The organism is Ferrovibrio sp., from assembly GCF_964218355.1.
Classification (GTDB): domain Bacteria; phylum Pseudomonadota; class Alphaproteobacteria; order Ferrovibrionales; family Ferrovibrionaceae; genus Ferrovibrio.
This window is the reverse complement of record NZ_CAXPMC010000014.1, coordinates 74,571-89,926: the sequence shown is the minus strand read 5'-3', so window position 1 is coordinate 89,926 and position 15,356 is coordinate 74,571. Positions and strand designations below refer to the sequence as shown.

General features: G+C 56.6%; 14 protein-coding genes. 13 read left to right on the top strand and 1 reads right to left on the bottom strand.

Features of this window, described 5'->3' with window-relative positions; genetic code table 11:
* Window positions 1–7 precede the first annotated feature (7 nt).
* The 4 genes from ACEQZY_RS08940 (at window position 8) to ACEQZY_RS08925 (ending at window position 3,048) form a co-directional block, all read left to right on the top strand.
* A complete protein-coding gene (locus ACEQZY_RS08940; RefSeq protein ID WP_370153704.1) occupies window positions 8–634 on the top strand; it encodes a 2OG-Fe(II) oxygenase in 627 nt (208 codons plus the stop codon).
* Window positions 627–1,178, top strand: a complete 552-nt coding sequence (locus tag ACEQZY_RS08935) for a DUF6817 domain-containing protein (protein WP_370153702.1) — start codon at window positions 627–629, stop codon at window positions 1,176–1,178. The genes ACEQZY_RS08940 and ACEQZY_RS08935 overlap by 8 nt, the downstream gene beginning before the upstream one ends.
* A gap of 3 nt (window positions 1,179–1,181) precedes the next feature.
* The gene (locus ACEQZY_RS08930; RefSeq protein ID WP_370153700.1) at window positions 1,182–2,006 is read left to right on the top strand and encodes an alpha/beta hydrolase family protein; all 825 of its coding nucleotides are present in this window, start codon (window positions 1,182–1,184) and stop codon (window positions 2,004–2,006) included.
* Between the two features lie 337 nt (window positions 2,007–2,343).
* Window positions 2,344–3,048: a hypothetical protein gene (locus ACEQZY_RS08925; RefSeq protein ID WP_370153699.1), complete on the top strand. Its 705-nt coding sequence runs from the start codon at window positions 2,344–2,346 to the stop codon at window positions 3,046–3,048.
* A 296-nt stretch (window positions 3,049–3,344) separates the two neighbouring features.
* On the opposite strand, the gene ACEQZY_RS08920 is transcribed toward ACEQZY_RS08925, so the two are convergent.
* On the bottom strand, window positions 3,345–4,367 hold the full coding sequence (locus ACEQZY_RS08920) for a hypothetical protein (RefSeq protein WP_370153697.1): 1,023 nt from the start codon (window positions 4,365–4,367) through the stop codon (window positions 3,345–3,347).
* A gap of 271 nt (window positions 4,368–4,638) precedes the next feature.
* On the opposite strand from ACEQZY_RS08920, the gene ACEQZY_RS08915 reads away from it, so the two are divergent.
* The 9 genes from ACEQZY_RS08915 to hxsA all read left to right on the top strand — a co-directional run bounded on the left by ACEQZY_RS08915 (window position 4,639) and on the right by hxsA (window position 15,344).
* The gene (locus ACEQZY_RS08915; RefSeq protein ID WP_370153695.1) at window positions 4,639–5,271 is read left to right on the top strand and encodes a TnsA endonuclease N-terminal domain-containing protein; all 633 of its coding nucleotides are present in this window, start codon (window positions 4,639–4,641) and stop codon (window positions 5,269–5,271) included.
* A 233-nt stretch (window positions 5,272–5,504) separates the two neighbouring features.
* Window positions 5,505–7,322 (top strand): Mu transposase C-terminal domain-containing protein, encoded by a 1,818-nt coding sequence (locus tag ACEQZY_RS08910; RefSeq protein ID WP_370153693.1) that lies wholly within the window; start codon window positions 5,505–5,507, stop codon window positions 7,320–7,322.
* On the top strand, window positions 7,294–8,355 hold the full coding sequence (locus tag ACEQZY_RS08905) for a TniB family NTP-binding protein (protein ID WP_370153691.1): 1,062 nt from the start codon (window positions 7,294–7,296) through the stop codon (window positions 8,353–8,355). The genes ACEQZY_RS08910 and ACEQZY_RS08905 overlap by 29 nt, the downstream gene beginning before the upstream one ends.
* Window positions 8,356–8,368: 13 nt before the next feature.
* Window positions 8,369–9,997: a TniQ family protein gene (locus tag ACEQZY_RS08900; RefSeq protein WP_370153689.1), complete on the top strand. Its 1,629-nt coding sequence runs from the start codon at window positions 8,369–8,371 to the stop codon at window positions 9,995–9,997.
* A gap of 35 nt (window positions 9,998–10,032) precedes the next feature.
* Window positions 10,033–10,380 (top strand): hypothetical protein, encoded by a 348-nt coding sequence (locus ACEQZY_RS08895; protein ID WP_370153687.1) that lies wholly within the window; start codon window positions 10,033–10,035, stop codon window positions 10,378–10,380.
* Window positions 10,381–10,493: 113 nt separating this feature from the next.
* On the top strand, window positions 10,494–12,002 hold the full coding sequence (locus tag ACEQZY_RS08890) for a tyrosine-type recombinase/integrase (RefSeq protein ID WP_370153685.1): 1,509 nt from the start codon (window positions 10,494–10,496) through the stop codon (window positions 12,000–12,002).
* A gap of 155 nt (window positions 12,003–12,157) precedes the next feature.
* Window positions 12,158–13,603, top strand: coding sequence for a His-Xaa-Ser system radical SAM maturase HxsB (gene hxsB / locus ACEQZY_RS08885; protein WP_370153684.1), 1,446 nt, complete (start codon window positions 12,158–12,160; stop codon window positions 13,601–13,603).
* Window positions 13,600–14,751 (top strand): His-Xaa-Ser system radical SAM maturase HxsC, encoded by a 1,152-nt coding sequence (hxsC, locus tag ACEQZY_RS08880; protein ID WP_370153682.1) that lies wholly within the window; start codon window positions 13,600–13,602, stop codon window positions 14,749–14,751. Before hxsB ends, hxsC begins: the two co-directional genes overlap by 4 nt.
* Entirely contained in the window at window positions 14,748–15,344 is a 597-nt protein-coding gene (hxsA, locus tag ACEQZY_RS08875) for a His-Xaa-Ser repeat protein HxsA (RefSeq protein ID WP_370153680.1), read from the top strand. Before hxsC ends, hxsA begins: the two co-directional genes overlap by 4 nt.
* Window positions 15,345–15,356: the final 12 nt, after the last annotated feature.

Sequence of the window (15,356 nt, the reverse complement as noted above, 5' to 3'; positions counted from 1 at the left end):
GTGCCCGATGGAGCAGCTGGCCCAAACAATAGCAGCCCCGGTAACGAATCCCGGGATCATGAAGTTCGACAACTGCCTGCGCGATGAGGATCGGGAAAAGATTTACGAGTTCCTGCGGCAGCCCAGCTGGGGATTCGGCTGGAAGGCGGAGCCGATGACCGACCGGTTTTCCTTCTGGCACAGGCACTTTGCAGGCCCTATAACCCCGGATCACTACGAGGCGCTTGATCACCTGACGCCGGTAGACTGCGCGGCGGAGCTACAGAAGGAAGCTCCTCTGCTTTACGGCTTGTGGGCCGCGTTATCTGCGAGCGTTCTGAGGGGGCATCGTCTGGTCCGCTGCTACGCCAATGGCCAGACCTATGGTAGCGACGGATCGTTGCATACCGATTCCATGGCTCCGAACAGCTATACGGTCATCTACTACCCGCATGACCGCTGGTCGCCGAACTGGGCTGGCGAAACAGTATTTTTCAGCCCGGACAAGACCGACATCATCGCCTCGATCTATCCGCGGCCGAACCGCATGGTGTGCTTCCCCGGAACCGTGCCGCATCTGGCGCGCGGGGTCAGCCGGACCTGCCCGGTCATGCGGATCACGTTGATGTTCAAGACCGAGCTCAGCCATGCCTGACGAGAAGTACAGGGCATTTCTGGTCGATTTCCTGCATGCCGATCGGGTGCCGCACCAGAACCGCCACCTGTACGATCATCTCTGCGGCACCTACGACCTGCTGGCCGCCTGGGGCAATCCGGCCCATGTCTGCCTGGCTGGCCTGTTTCACAGCATCTACGGCACGAAGCATTTCCGGCGGGCCACGCTGCCGTTCAGCCAGCGGCGGCAGCTTCGCCAGTTGATCGGATATGACGCCGAACAGCTAGCTTACCTGTTCTGCGTCGCAGATCGCCCCAATGGACTGATCGGGCAATGGGGCAGGACGGATATCGTCATCCATGACAGGCATCAGAATGACCTGGTGGTGCTGAACCGCCAGGAACTTCTGTGGCTGCTGGAGATCGAGGCGGCCAATCTGCTCGACCAGAAATATGTCCGGGATCCGTGCCTGGTGGCGCTGTCCCGGATGCCTCTCACGGCAAAGGCGCGGGCAGCGATGGTCCAGGCCACGACCGGCGTTGCCCTGGAGAGGGCACCTGAAATTCGGCAGATTGCGGGATAGCGTATGAGAAAGATCATCCGGCTGATTCTTGGCGTGGCGTTGCTGGTGCTGGCGGTTAAGGCCGCCCGCGCCGGCGAGGTGCCCGCACACTATGGCAAGGCGGCGCTTCCTCCGCTGAGCAATCCCGCGGGCACGATTGTGATCATATACAGCCATGGGTCCGGCCCGGACAAAACCATGGATTCCTGCCAAATGAACCGGATCGATTCCAGTTCCGGCGTGCCGGCCGTCGTTCACGGTCTCTATGGCCGGAGCATTGCCGGGAAGACGGTTTTGGTCGATGGCTTCTGCTCGCTGGTGCTTGGCGAATTCGACGATGCCACCGGGACCGGCGATCACAAGGTGATGCTGCGGTCCCGCATTATCGAGGCCCGGGCCCGGGCCTTCATCGCCGCCGGCGTGCCGGCAAGGCAGATTTTCCTGTTTGGGCATTCGATGGGTGGCTGGGCCTCGCTGATGGCGCTTGCCCGCAATCCGGAGACCGCGAATGCGGTGGTTGCCTTCGCCCCCGCCTTTGCCGGCAAGATCGGCCAGCGCTCGCCGGTGCGCCAGAAACTGCGCGACGATTATGCGGCCCTGATCACCGGGGCCGGCCGGCTTCCGGCGCTGGTCTATGCGTCACCGGAGGACAGCTTCGAGACGGCCGCTACCCTGGCTTTCCTCGGGCAGATCCAGGAGGTCACGCTGATCGCCGTACCGGTTGGCGTCATCGACGGCGTGCCCTGCGACAGCAGCACGACATTTCACACGGTGGTGCGGAATCCGTGCTTCAGCCAGACGCAGGGGAAGGTGCTGGAGAAATTTATCTCTGAGAATCTGATCAGGTAGGACGTTGTCGAATCTCAGCTATTTTGAGACGGAAGTGCGGGATTCCGAACTATCTTCACAGGTATTTTTGAGGCTGCTCACACAAAATTCTGAGACGATCCGGTATAATCGCAAGGGAATCTGTGACGTCCGGCGCCCTTAGTTTTTTGTATCATATTGTATTTTATAGAGAGCCCGCAGCAGGCCATGGAGAGGCCGCCTTTCCCATTACCTGCCTGCAGGGTGCCCATGTCATATACTAGAAAAAGGGGCAACAGATATACCGAGGGTGGTGCCGGCGCGGAACCCATTTACGATGCCAAGAGACACGCCCAAATCTTGGGGGACATCCACATCCATGCAGACACTAACTTGGATACTGTCGCAGCCACTCCTGTCCGGCATTCTGATCATTGCCCTGTTGGTGGGAGGGTTCTCACTTTACCACGCCATACGCATCCAACGCCTACGGTCCTACCTTGTTGCCGGGAAGGCGGTCCCAGAGAAATTTCATGCCAGGGTCGACCATCTCAGGAAACAAAGCGAGGCGACGGGCCAAAGCGTCGACGAGCTCCTCAAGCGAGATCTCGTCAATGTTGCCGTGACCAGTTTGATTTACCTGGTCGGTGGCATCAGCTTCGTGGCGTTGGATCCGATGGTGAGGGGGCGTCCCGACGGACAGCCACTCTATCCACCGTTCCTGGTACCAATGGTAGATTTGCCGGTATTTGGCAGCCCGGGCCAGGCGATTGTCGCGTTTACGGCATGGCTCATCGTCTTCCACGTTGTTGCCCTTGCCATCCGACACCTAGCAACGCAGAACCTTGTACGCGGCATCGACTATGCTTATCTGCCTTTCGGATTTCTGGGCATCGTGCTCAAGATGCGCGAGCTCTACCAGCACAGCGCCGGAGACGGCAATGACTGGATTGGGGACCTCATCGCGACTATGGGTATGACGGAAGCGAGCCTGGGCTTCTGGGCCTATAATCTCATCATCGCGGCGATCGCACTGCGAATCACCCGGACCACCATGGAGATCCGAAGGTGGTATGTTGCCTGATCGCGATATGAAGGTACCCGAAGACGCCGTCTGCTTGGAGCAGCAGATTATTTGTTGAGTCTCAGTAAACGTGAGAACTGACAGACGTCTACCGGAATTTCCTTGGAAATCACTCTCTTGGAATGCTGAAGAATATACTACTGCTCATACAATTCACGGACTCAGTCCAACTTCATGCATGGAGCAGCCTTCGTCCAGTATAATCCGCAATTCTCACTCCTTCGTGGCAATCTGACTGTGAGGCGCCGTCGAATCTGTTTGTACAGCTATCGATGCTGAACCAAGAAGCCAATTTATCAAAGTGTCACTTCGCGTAATTCTGCAAGTGCCAAGTCGCGTCTATCGGGATGCGGTTCGCCAGTCGGGTGACGCGCGATTTTCAGTTCTGCCCACTTCCCAGTAGTGAGAAAAGCGAGGCCAACATTGACCAATGATAGATCGTCGAGGGATTTTGAAATCTCTTCTGCTTCGGTGATCTCGGAATCCAGAACGAGCCAATAGTGGCGAAAGAAACTCGAATAAAACGCAGTGTCGCTGATTAAGCGGTTGATCGCGGTGCGTGACGATCCAACCGCAATGCGCCTCAAATTAAACCCATCAATGAATGCCAGTTGTGAATTCTTTGTTCCAACAGCTATGACGTCTGGGCTGATATAGCGGAACCGATGCCGGTCACGCAGAACAACATAAGGTGGGCGCGCACCAGATCCAATTCCGGCTGTTATCTCATGACAAGCTTCGATCAGTTCGTGCAGCTTATTCCGACCAGCATGTACGAGCCTGCTAGCGGTTTTCCCATAGTCCCCAACGGCAGAGTACGGTGGGTTCCCATAAACAAAATTCACGCCGCTGCCAGCAAAGGGGTCAATGATCGGTTTAAACAAGCTGGAGTACTGCTCTTGCGCCGCCCGGAATGTCAGATTGTCGGCGAGATGCGCCGCCAGTGCCGATTTTGACTTATCTGGTGAGATATCGTGAATACGCTTGATGATCTCGACGGTGCCAAACTTTGGATCCGGAACATCGGATTTTACTCTGCCAGTAGTCAGGTTTAGGTACGCTTCCGGTGCCTGCTTCCGAAAGAACTCCGCGGCAGTGAGGTACCGACGAAGGGTATTTGCAGTGACATCAGCCGCTTTGGCCGCGTCATTCAGCCAATCAGTCTCGGAGCGGTACTTTCCTCGCCAGGTCCCGGCCTTTGCAACCGAACTGGTAGCGGCCGCAACGAGCACCCAGCTGCCTTTACTGCTCAAAGCCCGTTTAATGGTAGCAATAGCAGCTTCAGGACTAAGGGTTTTGGGGTCCGCCATGATGTTCATTTAGCATCAACCCCACTGAACATACAGACTGGTTGTAATTCCCGACAAAGTCGAAACGCCTTTCTTTTCAGAGATTAAGCAAAATCCCACAACCGCCTGTGACCTGATCCACAACCATTAGCGCCCAATACCGGTTGTGGAGGCTCCTGCTGCTGCCTGAATTCCTGCAACCCGAGCCGCCTCATCAACACGCTTGCATTTTGCCGAGGCTGCGTTGTAGCGTCTACAACGTTGTATTTTTCTACAACACTATATTCGAGGAAAGATGCCAATGATTTCAATGGACGGACGGCGTGCCAGGAAGGTGATTCTGCCTTCGATGCCTAGGTGCATGAGCCGGTTCCCCAGCCGTAAGAGCGGCCGGACGATCTATTGCGAGTCTCATCTCGAGCAGGAGTTCGTCACCCACCTGGAGTTCGAAGACCGGGTTCTCCGGTTCAGGGAGCAGCCGGTGACTGTGCAGCTTCAGGCCGCAGGGAAGAGCCTTCGCTACACGCCGGACTTTTACGTCGAACAGCGGAATGGGAATTTCCTCTACGAGGTGAAGCCGGCCAAAAGGGTGAGCAAATACGAGGCAGTGTTCGCGGCCGCCGCCAATCACTTTGGGCAGTTAGGCTACCAGTACCGGGTGGTGACTGACGTGGATATCAAGGTCGAACCGCTCCTGTCCAATCGGAAGATACTCCTCAGATATCGATGCCACGGCATCGAAGAGCACAAGTTCGACCTGGTGAAGAGGACCCTGACGTCGAGCGGCGAGCTGTCGGCGGAAGAGCTGGGTCATATGCTGGATTCGGACCTGCCTGACATCGCCACCATCTACAGCCTGCTCGCCCGTGGATATCTCGCGGCTGACCTGGCCGTGGCGCCAATAACGCCAGACATGCTTCTGACCTGGGCGTGAGGTGCGCGAATGCCGGCGATACCGCTCTCCGTAGGTATGTATCTTTGGATGTCCGGTCTGCTGCATCAGGTGATCAGCGTCATCGGCGATGTTGTCCACCTGCGGTGCGAGAAGACTGGAGACCTCACGCAGATCAAGCATGTCGACATAGCGGTCGGAATCGCTGAGAAAAAAAACAACTCAAGGTGCCTGTGCCGCAGCTGAAGCGAAGCACCCTCAATCCGGATCACCTGGTGCAAAAGCTGAAGCGGGATATTGCCGGACTTAGCGCCGAAGAAAGAAAGCTATTCGAGCGAAAATGGGCATATATCCGACCTCTTCACCTGGCCGGAATGACCCAGCTGTCAGAAGCCATGGCCATGCCTATGATTGCGGCGACAGCGAAGGCGCTCAATGATCCTGCCGCACCGTCCTATTCGACAATCCGCAGATGGTTCCGTGATTTTCTGGCCGCCGGCAGGGACATCCGGTCCCTGTTTCCAAGCACGCGCCACCGCGGCTGGCGCGGGCGTCGCCTCCCCAGGCAGGTTCTGGACATTGTCGCGCGAGTGGTCCGCGACCGATACCTGACACCCGAAAGGGCAACGGTGCGCAGGGTATATGACGCAGTGCTTGTGGCGATCGACGCGGAGAATTCCCGCCCCGGACGCAAATCAGTACTGCCGGTTCCGAGCCTCCGCTGGCTCTACGATGAAATTAATCGGCACACAAATCCGTATGAACGCATAGCCAAACGTTACGGCAGAGTCGCAGCCGATCTCAAATTCCGGGCCTGGAATAAGGGGATCACCACGACGCGGCCGCTGGAGCGTATCGAGGTGGACCACACCAAACTGGATCTGATCGTCATGGACTCACAACGACGCTTTGCGATCGGCCGTCCCTGGCTGACCATCGCTATCGACGCCTATACAAGGATGCCGGTGGGCTTCCACATCGGGTTTGTCCCGCCCAGTTGGCACTCTGTTCTGTCCTGTCTCAAGCATGCCATACACCCAAAAACAGCGGCCTTGGCAAGGTATGACGACATTGCCAACGACTGGCCCTGCTACGGGATTCCGGAATGCATCGTTGTGGACAACGGCAAGGAGTTTCACTCCCGAAGCTTCGAGATGGCCTGCCAGCAGCTGGACATTCAGATCCTCCATGCCCGGGTGCGCAGCCCATGGCTGAAGCCAATCGTCGAGAGGTTTTTCGGAATCATTAACAGCCAGCTCCTCGCCGGGCTGCCGGGTCGCACATTCTCAAATGTGATAGAGCGAGGGGAATACAAGTCCGAGAAGAACGCGGCGATCAGCCTGCAGGTGCTGGTTCGCATCCTCTACACCTGGATTGTCGGCGACTTTTCCCAGGATATCAGGCGTGGCATCCATGACATTCCCGTGCGTCGCTGGAACGAGGGCATCGAAAAGTATCCGGCACGCCTTCCGGCAGCAGCAAACGACGTCGAGTTTGCGCTATCGCACATTGCGGATCGCACCATACAGCATTACGGCGTTCAGCTTCTGGGCCTCATCTACCAGTCCGAGGAGCTCGCCGCCATCCGACTCGCCAACCGCGGAGCCGTTACGGTGACGGTGCGCTACGACGTCAGTGACCTTGGCAGTATCAATGTCATCGATCCGGGTACCGGGATTGCAATCTCGGTGCCAGCCATAGACCAGGAATACGCTCGCGGCCTTTCGCTCCAGCAGCATCGAGTGTTTCGGAAGTATCGCCGGGAAGCGACCGATCCGCAGATACGACAACTCTCCCTGGCCAAGGTAAGGGAGAGGATCGTGGGCTGGTATAAAAATGGCTGGGAGGAAGGGACGCTGACGTCATCCCATATGAAGGCAGCCAGGCTCCTTGGCGTTGACGGTACCAACCCTGCCGGTCGGCCAGAATCTGGGGCTGACGGCGTTTCGTCCGAAGGCCTCGACGCAATTGGCCGGATAGCGGCACTGGAGGGCGCCGATCTCGACGACGACGATGACCTGATCGACTTCGATGAAGAAGACAGAAGCCAATCGGAGACCCCGCATGACGCTGACGACGAAGACGACATCTGATTCGGGCGAATCCCCGCAAGACTCCGGAGGTAACGGCGATCGGGGCGCGGCGCCCTTCCTAGATCTGGCATGTGGTGATGGTGCGTCACTACTCATAGAGACGGCCCGCATCCGGCACAAAAGATGGGACAATATCATCCGTAAGCTTGAATACTGCCGCACATGGAGCAAGGGCGCCACGGACCCGTACTGCATGATGGTCCTGGGGGAGAGCGGTACCGGAAAATCGGCAGTGGTGGCGGCCTATATGCAGCGGCACAAGGTGTCAGAGGAGGAGGAAGGGCAGCGAATCCCGGTTCTGAAGGTGGACGCACCTGCCGTCCCGACGATGAAGTCCCTGGCTGAGTCGATGCTTTTTGCGTTGGGAGATCCGCTCGCGGATAAGGGTACCTTGAATGCCAGAACGGACCGCCTGATCCGTCTGCTAAAGCGATGCGGTGTCGAAATCATCATCGTCGATGAGTTTCAGCATTTTCTCGAACATGAGAGTGCAAAGTCGCTTCAGTCAACTTCGGACTGGCTCAAGAACCTGATCACGCAAAGCCGGCTGCCGGTGGTTCTTGTGGGGTTGGAGAAGTGCGGCAAGATCCTCGAATCATACCCTCAGCTCGATCGTCGCTTTATGGCCCAGGCATACCTGAAGCCATTCAGGTGGCACGAGGCGAAGCGGGAAGAGTTCTTCCACTTCCTCAGTGAGCTGGATGATCAATTGCCGTTGCGCGAAAAATCCGGGCTGTCAGATCCGGAAATGGCGCAGCGCCTTTTCTTCGCATCGAAAGGCCTGGTCTCGTCACTGATGAAAATCGTCAGGCAGGGGGCGCATATAGCGATCGAGTTGAATGAGCCACGTATCACAGCAAAGTCACTTAGCAAGGCATACAAACTTACGACCGCCCGGCGAATAAAGCCTGATCCTTTCCTGGGGCCGCTGCCGGAAATTGATGAGACGTGGGGGAAAATGCAGGTGATACTTACGAATCCACCCTTCAATACGTCTGTCAAGTCGAAGGTCGCTCCAAAGCAGGCGGCATAGGCATCTTTGTGCCATGACTGTCGCCACCACAGAGTCTGCCAAGCGGCTTGTCGTTCGTCCGGGCATAAAGGACGTCGAGAGCCTGCATGGCTATTTACTGAGGTGCGCTGAAGCAAACTTTTACCCGAGCTTCCACTGGATATTGAACCTCTCCGGCCTGTCTGCGGGCATTTCAACGTTTTCGGACATGAGTGCCCTGTCAGCTGTGACAGGGGTGGCGATGGAAGAATTGCGACGGCGGACCTACTGGCCGCCGCCTGGAAAGTCGCCGGCCTACGTGAGCCTGAATGGACAGGTCCTGAAGCGCCAGTATCTGGAGCTGACCTCGGCCAGGGTCTGCTCGCAATGCCTCGCGGAGAGCCCTGTATGCAGGTCTGAATGGGAACTCAGATTCTTCTGTGCTTGCCCACGCCATAAAACAAGACTGATCGATGAATGCCCTGCGTGCGGATCCTCCATATCCTGGAATCGCAGCAGAATATGCTTCTGCCCCTGTGGTGCTGACTTCCGGTCCGCCGGAGCAGAGACTGTCGATGAACTACTACTGGACTTGTCGCAGACCGTGTCCTCCAAGGTTTTCGGCAACCCACCCTTCAGGAAGTCGGATTGGTCAGATAATCCGCTATCAACCCTGCCGGCTGTGGAGTTCATGGATGTGGTCCATGTGCTCGGCTCCTTCTCGTTCGATCTGGAGGGGCGACTTGTCCGGTCCGAAGGAGCAGGAAAGGGCATCGTGGAGAATTTGCAGCATCTGGCACGCGCGGCCGAAATCCTCGGTGCCTGGCCGGGGAGCTTCCATGCATTCCTTGATCGCGTACGGGATTCCAACAAGGCCAGTTCCGAAGGCACCGGACTACTCAAGGAATTCGGAATATTTTACTCGACCGTATCCCATAAATTCACCAGGTCGTCGCTGAAAGTCATCCGCAAGGAGATGGCAAAGTACGTTCATGCGCAATGGACGGGAGGCTATACGACGGATCGAAACAAATGGCTCAAGGCAGCCAGGAATCCGGTTCTGGTATCCCGACCGCGGGCCGCAAAGGCACTGAAGGTGGCGCCGCAAACAGTTGACGTTCTTCTTCGCGAGGGCGAGTTGACCGGTCAGACAGGTCCAATGGGGTTCAAGCGGACAATGGCTCTGATTGACCGAGCCTCTATCAGGGCGTATCTGGATCGGCGCAGGCACATTGTCGACAGCGGCACCGCATCCAGGCTTCTTGGCGTTTCCAAGCCTGCCTACCGGTCTCTTGTACATGACGGACTGCTGACGCCCAATCAGCGGATAGCACCCAGAATAAAGAAGCGCTACGAGATAGACAAAACGACCATCGCCCGCCTGCTGAACAGGCTGGAGATGGCCATGGACACTGACGAAAGCGGGCCCGGGATCAATTACCAGAGGGCAGTTGTCCGGCTTCGCCAGGCCGGTTTCACGCCAACGCACCTGATAAAGGCGGCGCTCAATGGCTCCATACCCGTCGTTGGCGTCGACGATCGTCAGGCCGGGCTTCGACGGTTTCACTATAGCGGGCCGGCGTTGCAGCTGTTCCTGGAGCGCTCCGCGGCACGCCAGAGGATCGGCGCGCTCGACTTGTTTGTCGGTTCTGGGCAGTACCTTGAGGCTAGATCAACGGCCTGAGCACCAACGTAGCCGATCTCATGGAGGATATGGCGATGGCATTGACAAGGTCATTCCACACGTTCGTGGTGAGGCGCGCGAAGACCGATATGGCCTTCAGACGTGAGATTCTGCGAGAGGCTGTCGACGCAATACTTGGCGGCGAAGCGGAAGTGGGTAGCCGCATACTGGCAAACTACAGGTCAGCAACCAAGGTCGATGCCGAACTCGCCCAGGAGCTTGAATGCCCTGCTACTGACGTTGGCCTATTGTTTGATCCCAAAAGCAATGATGAGGGGTTCTTGCTGATAGCTGCAATCTCGCGGCTTCTGGAGCGCGAGGGGATGACCCTCGCAACCCGTAGAAAGCTTGCGGGTCCATCAAGGTCGGTCAGGCACTCGTAGGGGCAGGCGAGCCCATCTCCCGAAGGGGAGAATGCCATTGTAGGCGGCGTAAAGTCCTCTGGAGAGAAATCCATATAGGCGTAAGGTGATCCCGAAATATGCGGAGGTCACCCATGAGCGCAGTAGCTGCTACCGGGGTCGCTCTGTCACCCCGTCTACTCACAACCCCGATGCTCGCCGCCTATCTTGGCATGACTGAAAGTCAGCTGGCGCAGCGTATGCCGGATTTCTTGAAGCGCGGCATGCCGCAACCGGTTATGGCCCTGGGCGCCTATGACATAAAAGCCATCGATATTTGGCTCGACCGAATAAGCGGCATTTTTACACCAGGGACCAGGATCAGCTTCCATCCTGCTGAACCGCATGCAATTGCCTTTGAGGCGCCTGTTCCAAAGGCGAGTGACGCGACCGACGATCCTCGCGATAGCTACATGGTCGCGGAGGCCATTGAGGAGTACCTCGACTGGATCCGAACCTATAAAAAGAACATCCGGGACACCCAATGCCGGGCGAACGCGACGATCCTCCCCGCCTTCGGGCATCTCAGGGTGGCCGACCTCACTGTGAAGCAAATCAGGGACTGGCATGTTGCAATAGCGGCCAGTCCGAGATCTGTTCACGGGCCGTATGGTAAAAATAGAAAATACTTGGCCCCGCCATCCACGCCGGAGGAAATCCGCAAGCGTAGAAATACCGCGAACCATGACCTTGGAATTTTCAAGGCAGCTTTGAACAAGGCATTCCGGGAGGGCAAAGTCAAAAGCGACGTCGGGTGGCGCTGGGCAACCCAGTTCCCATTGGGAGAGGTCTCGAAGCTGGAATGCCTGACCGCGGAGGAGTGCCAGCGGTTGATGTTCTTCCTGCCCGCTGATTTTCAGGATCTCGTTCGAGGTACGCTGTTCTCGGGTGCCCGGTTCCAGGAAATCAGTACCGCCACAGCGGACGACTTCGACGAAAAGAACGGCACTCTCTACCTTAAGCCGACCAAGACCAACAGGTCCCGGAATGTAATTCTCACTGAAGAGGGTCATGAGTTCTTCCGCAAGAGGACAATATCACTTCACTCAGACGATCTGATATTCCGCAGGTTGGACGGAGAGCCCTGGCGGAACGCTGATTGTACAGTCCGGCTCCAAGCAGGATGTCGGTTGGCAGGATTTAAGTACGTCACATTTCACACCCTGCGCCATACATACGCCAGCACATTGGCGATGGCCGGAGTGCCGATTGCGGCGATAGCAAAGAACCTGGGCCACGCAAATACCAAGACTTGCGAGAAGTTCTATTTTCATCTCACTCAGTCGTTCGTCTCCGAGGCTATTCGGGGGAAAGCACCCCAGTTGAAACTTGAGCCTGAACTGAACAAGTCAGTCCTGGAGACCTTCAATGGGCAGGATCTGCGCAAATCCTTTCTGGCAAAGACTGAAATCGCAAGGGCACGGGTGAAAACGTGGCCACGGGCCAGGCTGCTCAAGTATGGAAAGAAAATTCGCCTTTCAGGCCGGCATACGATGCGTAGAGATGTGCTGGAAGCCCTGATAGTACAGGACCTAGCTGCTCGAGAAGATTTGCGCGCGGAGCGAAAGCGGAGAGACGGCCACAGGCGCATAGTTGCCGACTAGTCCGAATTCAATAGTACCTTTCCAGAGTCTCTGAATAATCCTGTATTCCACCATACAAGGGTAATTGTCGGTGGCGTTCAAGTGGGGCCGCCGGGAGCACTACTCGTTGATGAGCCAAGCTCGCCCAAGCTACGATAGCATTGGGAGGGGTGGCAGTGATCAGGTCGACAGCGCTCGACGCAGGTGGTGCCCAGGTGCTCCTAAGTAATGACTTGGGCGACTACGCGATTCTCTCAGCTGATGAGTTCGAGGCTTACAAATTGGCCCCGGACACAATGTCGCTCGACCGACGGCGTGATCTTGAGGCTCGAAGCCTGCTCGCTGAGGATTCGGAGCGCCAGTGGAGCCAGCTGGAGAAAGCCGCGTTCAATACGCGAAAGGCCTTCCTATTGGAGGGGCCGTCGCTTCACATTTTCGTCGTGACATTGCGCTGCGACCATAGTTGCCAATACTGCCAAGTCTCTAGAGCCAGCATCCATTCTGGCAAGCACGATATGTCATACGAAGACGCGACCCTCGCCATAGAGCGGGTCTTCGAATCGCCGTCTCAAACCCTGACAATTGAATTCCAGGGTGGAGAACCGTCCATCAGATTTGATCTGGTGCGATATATCGTCGAGCGAGCGAAACAGCGGAACGAGACAGAGGGGCGGAAACTCAGCTTTGCGATGGTTTCCACTCTTCATCATCTTTCTGATGAAGATCTAATATTCTGTCGCGATCATGAAATCCGGATCTCGACTTCAATTGATGGGCCGCCGGAACTGCACAACATGAACCGGCCCAACCCAGGGCGGGATGCCTGGGAAAGGACCGTCTCCGCTGTAGAAAACACACGGAAAATTCTTGGACCTGAAGGCGTGAGCGCGTTGCCAACCATCACCCGCGCCGCTTTGAGAAATCCGGAAGGTCTGATCAATCAATACCGGGATCTGGGATTTCCAACGATATTTCTAAGGCCAATCAGTCCTTACGGCTTTGCAACGAAGACACGCAAGGCGATTGGCTATGATATGGCCGACTATCTTCGTTTCTATGATCAGGCGCTTAACTACATCCTTGACCTTAATGCCGCGGGCGAGCCCTTCGAAGAAACCTACACAGCGATCTTGCTACGGCACATCTTGACACCATTCCACTCAGGTTATCTCGATCTGCGCTCACCGGCTGGAGCAGGTCTCGGGGTTCTGGTGTATAATTATGATGGGCGAGTTTTCCCTGCCGATGAGGCGCGCATGGCAGCTGAGACGGGGGACGATCGCTTCGCAATGGGGAAAGTCTCGGATCCGTTCGACGTGCTGATGTCTTCTGAAGCCATGCGCTGGCTGGCAACTGGCGCAGTTTCTGAGCATCTACCCGGCTGTAGGAACTGCGCCTTCGTCCCATATTGCGGGTCAGATCCCGTCTATCATGCAACGATACACGGTGACCCGGCGGCAAATCGCAGCGGTACGGAATTCTGCCAAAAGCATACCCACATTTTTCAATCACTGTTTCGCCGAATTGCGACGGCTGATGCAGAGACAATGCGCACATTTGTCTCCTGGGCCATGCAGAAGCCCCGCGAGTCCGTACCTTATTGCGGTTGGATTGACCAATGAATCGCGCGATTGGCCTTCATACCCATGCGGTTGTCCATGGTGTAGACGGGATCAGTATCCTCAAGGTGTTGACGGCCGCGGAGGCCATGAAAGGTCAATACAGTCTCGAGAGTTCTCTGATTTGGGAAAGCTGGGTACCTGGCGCAGCAGGCTCCATTAATTTTGACAATGGCGCAGGCATCAGCATAAACCGAATCCGAGACGAAGGAGCCATAAAGCCGGGCGACGTCATTCGCCTTCGACAGAATTCATCGCTCGTCTCGGTTCTTTATCGACGCGGCTCCAAAGCAAATACTCTCTTTGCGACTGAACAGTGTAATAGCGACTGTGTCATGTGCTCACAACCGCCCAGGAATGAGGATGATTCTTGGCGAGTGCGCGAACTGGAGCGCACGATAGAGCTGGTCGATCGAGATGAAGTACAGCTTGGGGTATCAGGAGGTGAACCGACGCTGCTTGGAGATCGGCTCGGCCACCTGATTGACCATTCTGGCCGACATATTCCTGAGACGGTGCTTCATATTCTATCAAACGGGCGTGCATTGGGTAACCCTGCCCTCGCCACTCAGGTGGCTGGGCGTCGGCTGCAGCATGTGGTTTGGGCGGTTCCACTCTATGCCGATGTAGCCGACCTGCATGATGAGGTCGTCAGAGCGCCTGGCGGCTTCAAGGAAACACTGGATGGCCTATATCAACTCGGCCGTCTCGGGGCTCGTGTTGAACTTCGTGTTGTGCTTCATAGGATGACCGTTGGTCGGTTGCCGAAGCTGGCGTCGTTCATTTACCGCCGGCTGCCATTTGTCGAGCATGTGGCACTGATGGGCCTTGAGCCTATGGGCTTCGCCAAGCGAAACCGCGACCAGATCTGGATCGATCCTGCTGACTATATGTCCAAGCTGAAGGAAACGGTCTTTCATCTGCATAACCGTGGGATCACGACTTCGATCTACAATTTGCCGCTTTGTGTGCTGCCAACACAACTTTGGCCTTTCGCCGAGCAGTCAATTTCTGACTGGAAGAATGTCTACGCAGCGGATTGCGAAGGCTGTCTCGTCATGGGCAAGTGCGCCGGATTCTTTGTGTCGGCAGGGCCGGCTTGGCGCAGCAGGGCGGTACGTCCAATTGTCAATGAGGAGCATGCCGCATGAACTGGCTGCACCGCCTTGCCTGGCTGTTGGGGGCTGCGAGCCCATTTGCTATACAGAATGGAGCTACCGCGTCACCTATTCAGAGCAACAAAGGCCTTGGCTTAGAAACAGGCACACAGGCAGAGCAGAGCTTCGTGTACTGGGCCGATCCGGCTCGTTTCAAAAATGCACTACAGCTTGCCGCTCATCGTAGCCATAGAAGTCACAGCTCGCATCGCTCACACAGTTCTCATCGCTCGCACTACTCATCGAGTAGCGGCGGCTACTCACCACCTGCCTACACGATACCGACGCCAAGCGCGCCGCCGCCCGCATCGCCGCCGCCAAACTCCTCGTACAAATCGCCGGCCTACCAGGCGCCGGCCGCGACGCCGCTTCCGCCTACGGTCAGTCGTCTCGGGCAAACTGAACTGAAGGATATTGTGCGCCGCGTGCAGCTGGCTCTAATTCTTAAAGGCTACGACCCGGGACCAGCAGATGGATTGATAGGGCGGAAGACGCAGGAGGCACTGCGCAAGTATCAATCAGACGCAGGTTTAGCTGTTAGTGGTCATCTTGATGCATCCACGTTGGATCGGCTCGGAGTGCAATAGCAGCGGAGAATG

Excerpts from the sequence above, each read along its gene's own strand:
- ACEQZY_RS08940 (WP_370153704.1), top strand. The coding sequence starts at position 8 with ATGGAGCAGCTGGCCCAAACAATAGCAGCCCCGGTAACGAATCCCGGG.
- ACEQZY_RS08935 (WP_370153702.1), top strand. The coding sequence starts at position 627 with ATGCCTGACGAGAAGTACAGGGCATTTCTGGTCGATTTCCTGCATGCC.
- ACEQZY_RS08930 (WP_370153700.1), top strand. The coding sequence starts at position 1,182 with ATGAGAAAGATCATCCGGCTGATTCTTGGCGTGGCGTTGCTGGTGCTG.
- ACEQZY_RS08925 (WP_370153699.1), top strand. The coding sequence starts at position 2,344 with ATGCAGACACTAACTTGGATACTGTCGCAGCCACTCCTGTCCGGCATT.
- ACEQZY_RS08920 (WP_370153697.1), bottom strand. The coding sequence starts at position 4,367 with ATGAACATCATGGCGGACCCCAAAACCCTTAGTCCTGAAGCTGCTATT.
- ACEQZY_RS08915 (WP_370153695.1), top strand. The coding sequence starts at position 4,639 with ATGATTTCAATGGACGGACGGCGTGCCAGGAAGGTGATTCTGCCTTCG.
- ACEQZY_RS08905 (WP_370153691.1), top strand. The coding sequence starts at position 7,294 with ATGACGCTGACGACGAAGACGACATCTGATTCGGGCGAATCCCCGCAA.
- ACEQZY_RS08900 (WP_370153689.1), top strand. The coding sequence starts at position 8,369 with ATGACTGTCGCCACCACAGAGTCTGCCAAGCGGCTTGTCGTTCGTCCG.
- ACEQZY_RS08895 (WP_370153687.1), top strand. The coding sequence starts at position 10,033 with ATGGCATTGACAAGGTCATTCCACACGTTCGTGGTGAGGCGCGCGAAG.
- ACEQZY_RS08890 (WP_370153685.1), top strand. The coding sequence starts at position 10,494 with ATGAGCGCAGTAGCTGCTACCGGGGTCGCTCTGTCACCCCGTCTACTC.
- hxsC (WP_370153682.1), top strand. The coding sequence starts at position 13,600 with ATGAATCGCGCGATTGGCCTTCATACCCATGCGGTTGTCCATGGTGTA.
- hxsA (WP_370153680.1), top strand. The coding sequence starts at position 14,748 with ATGAACTGGCTGCACCGCCTTGCCTGGCTGTTGGGGGCTGCGAGCCCA.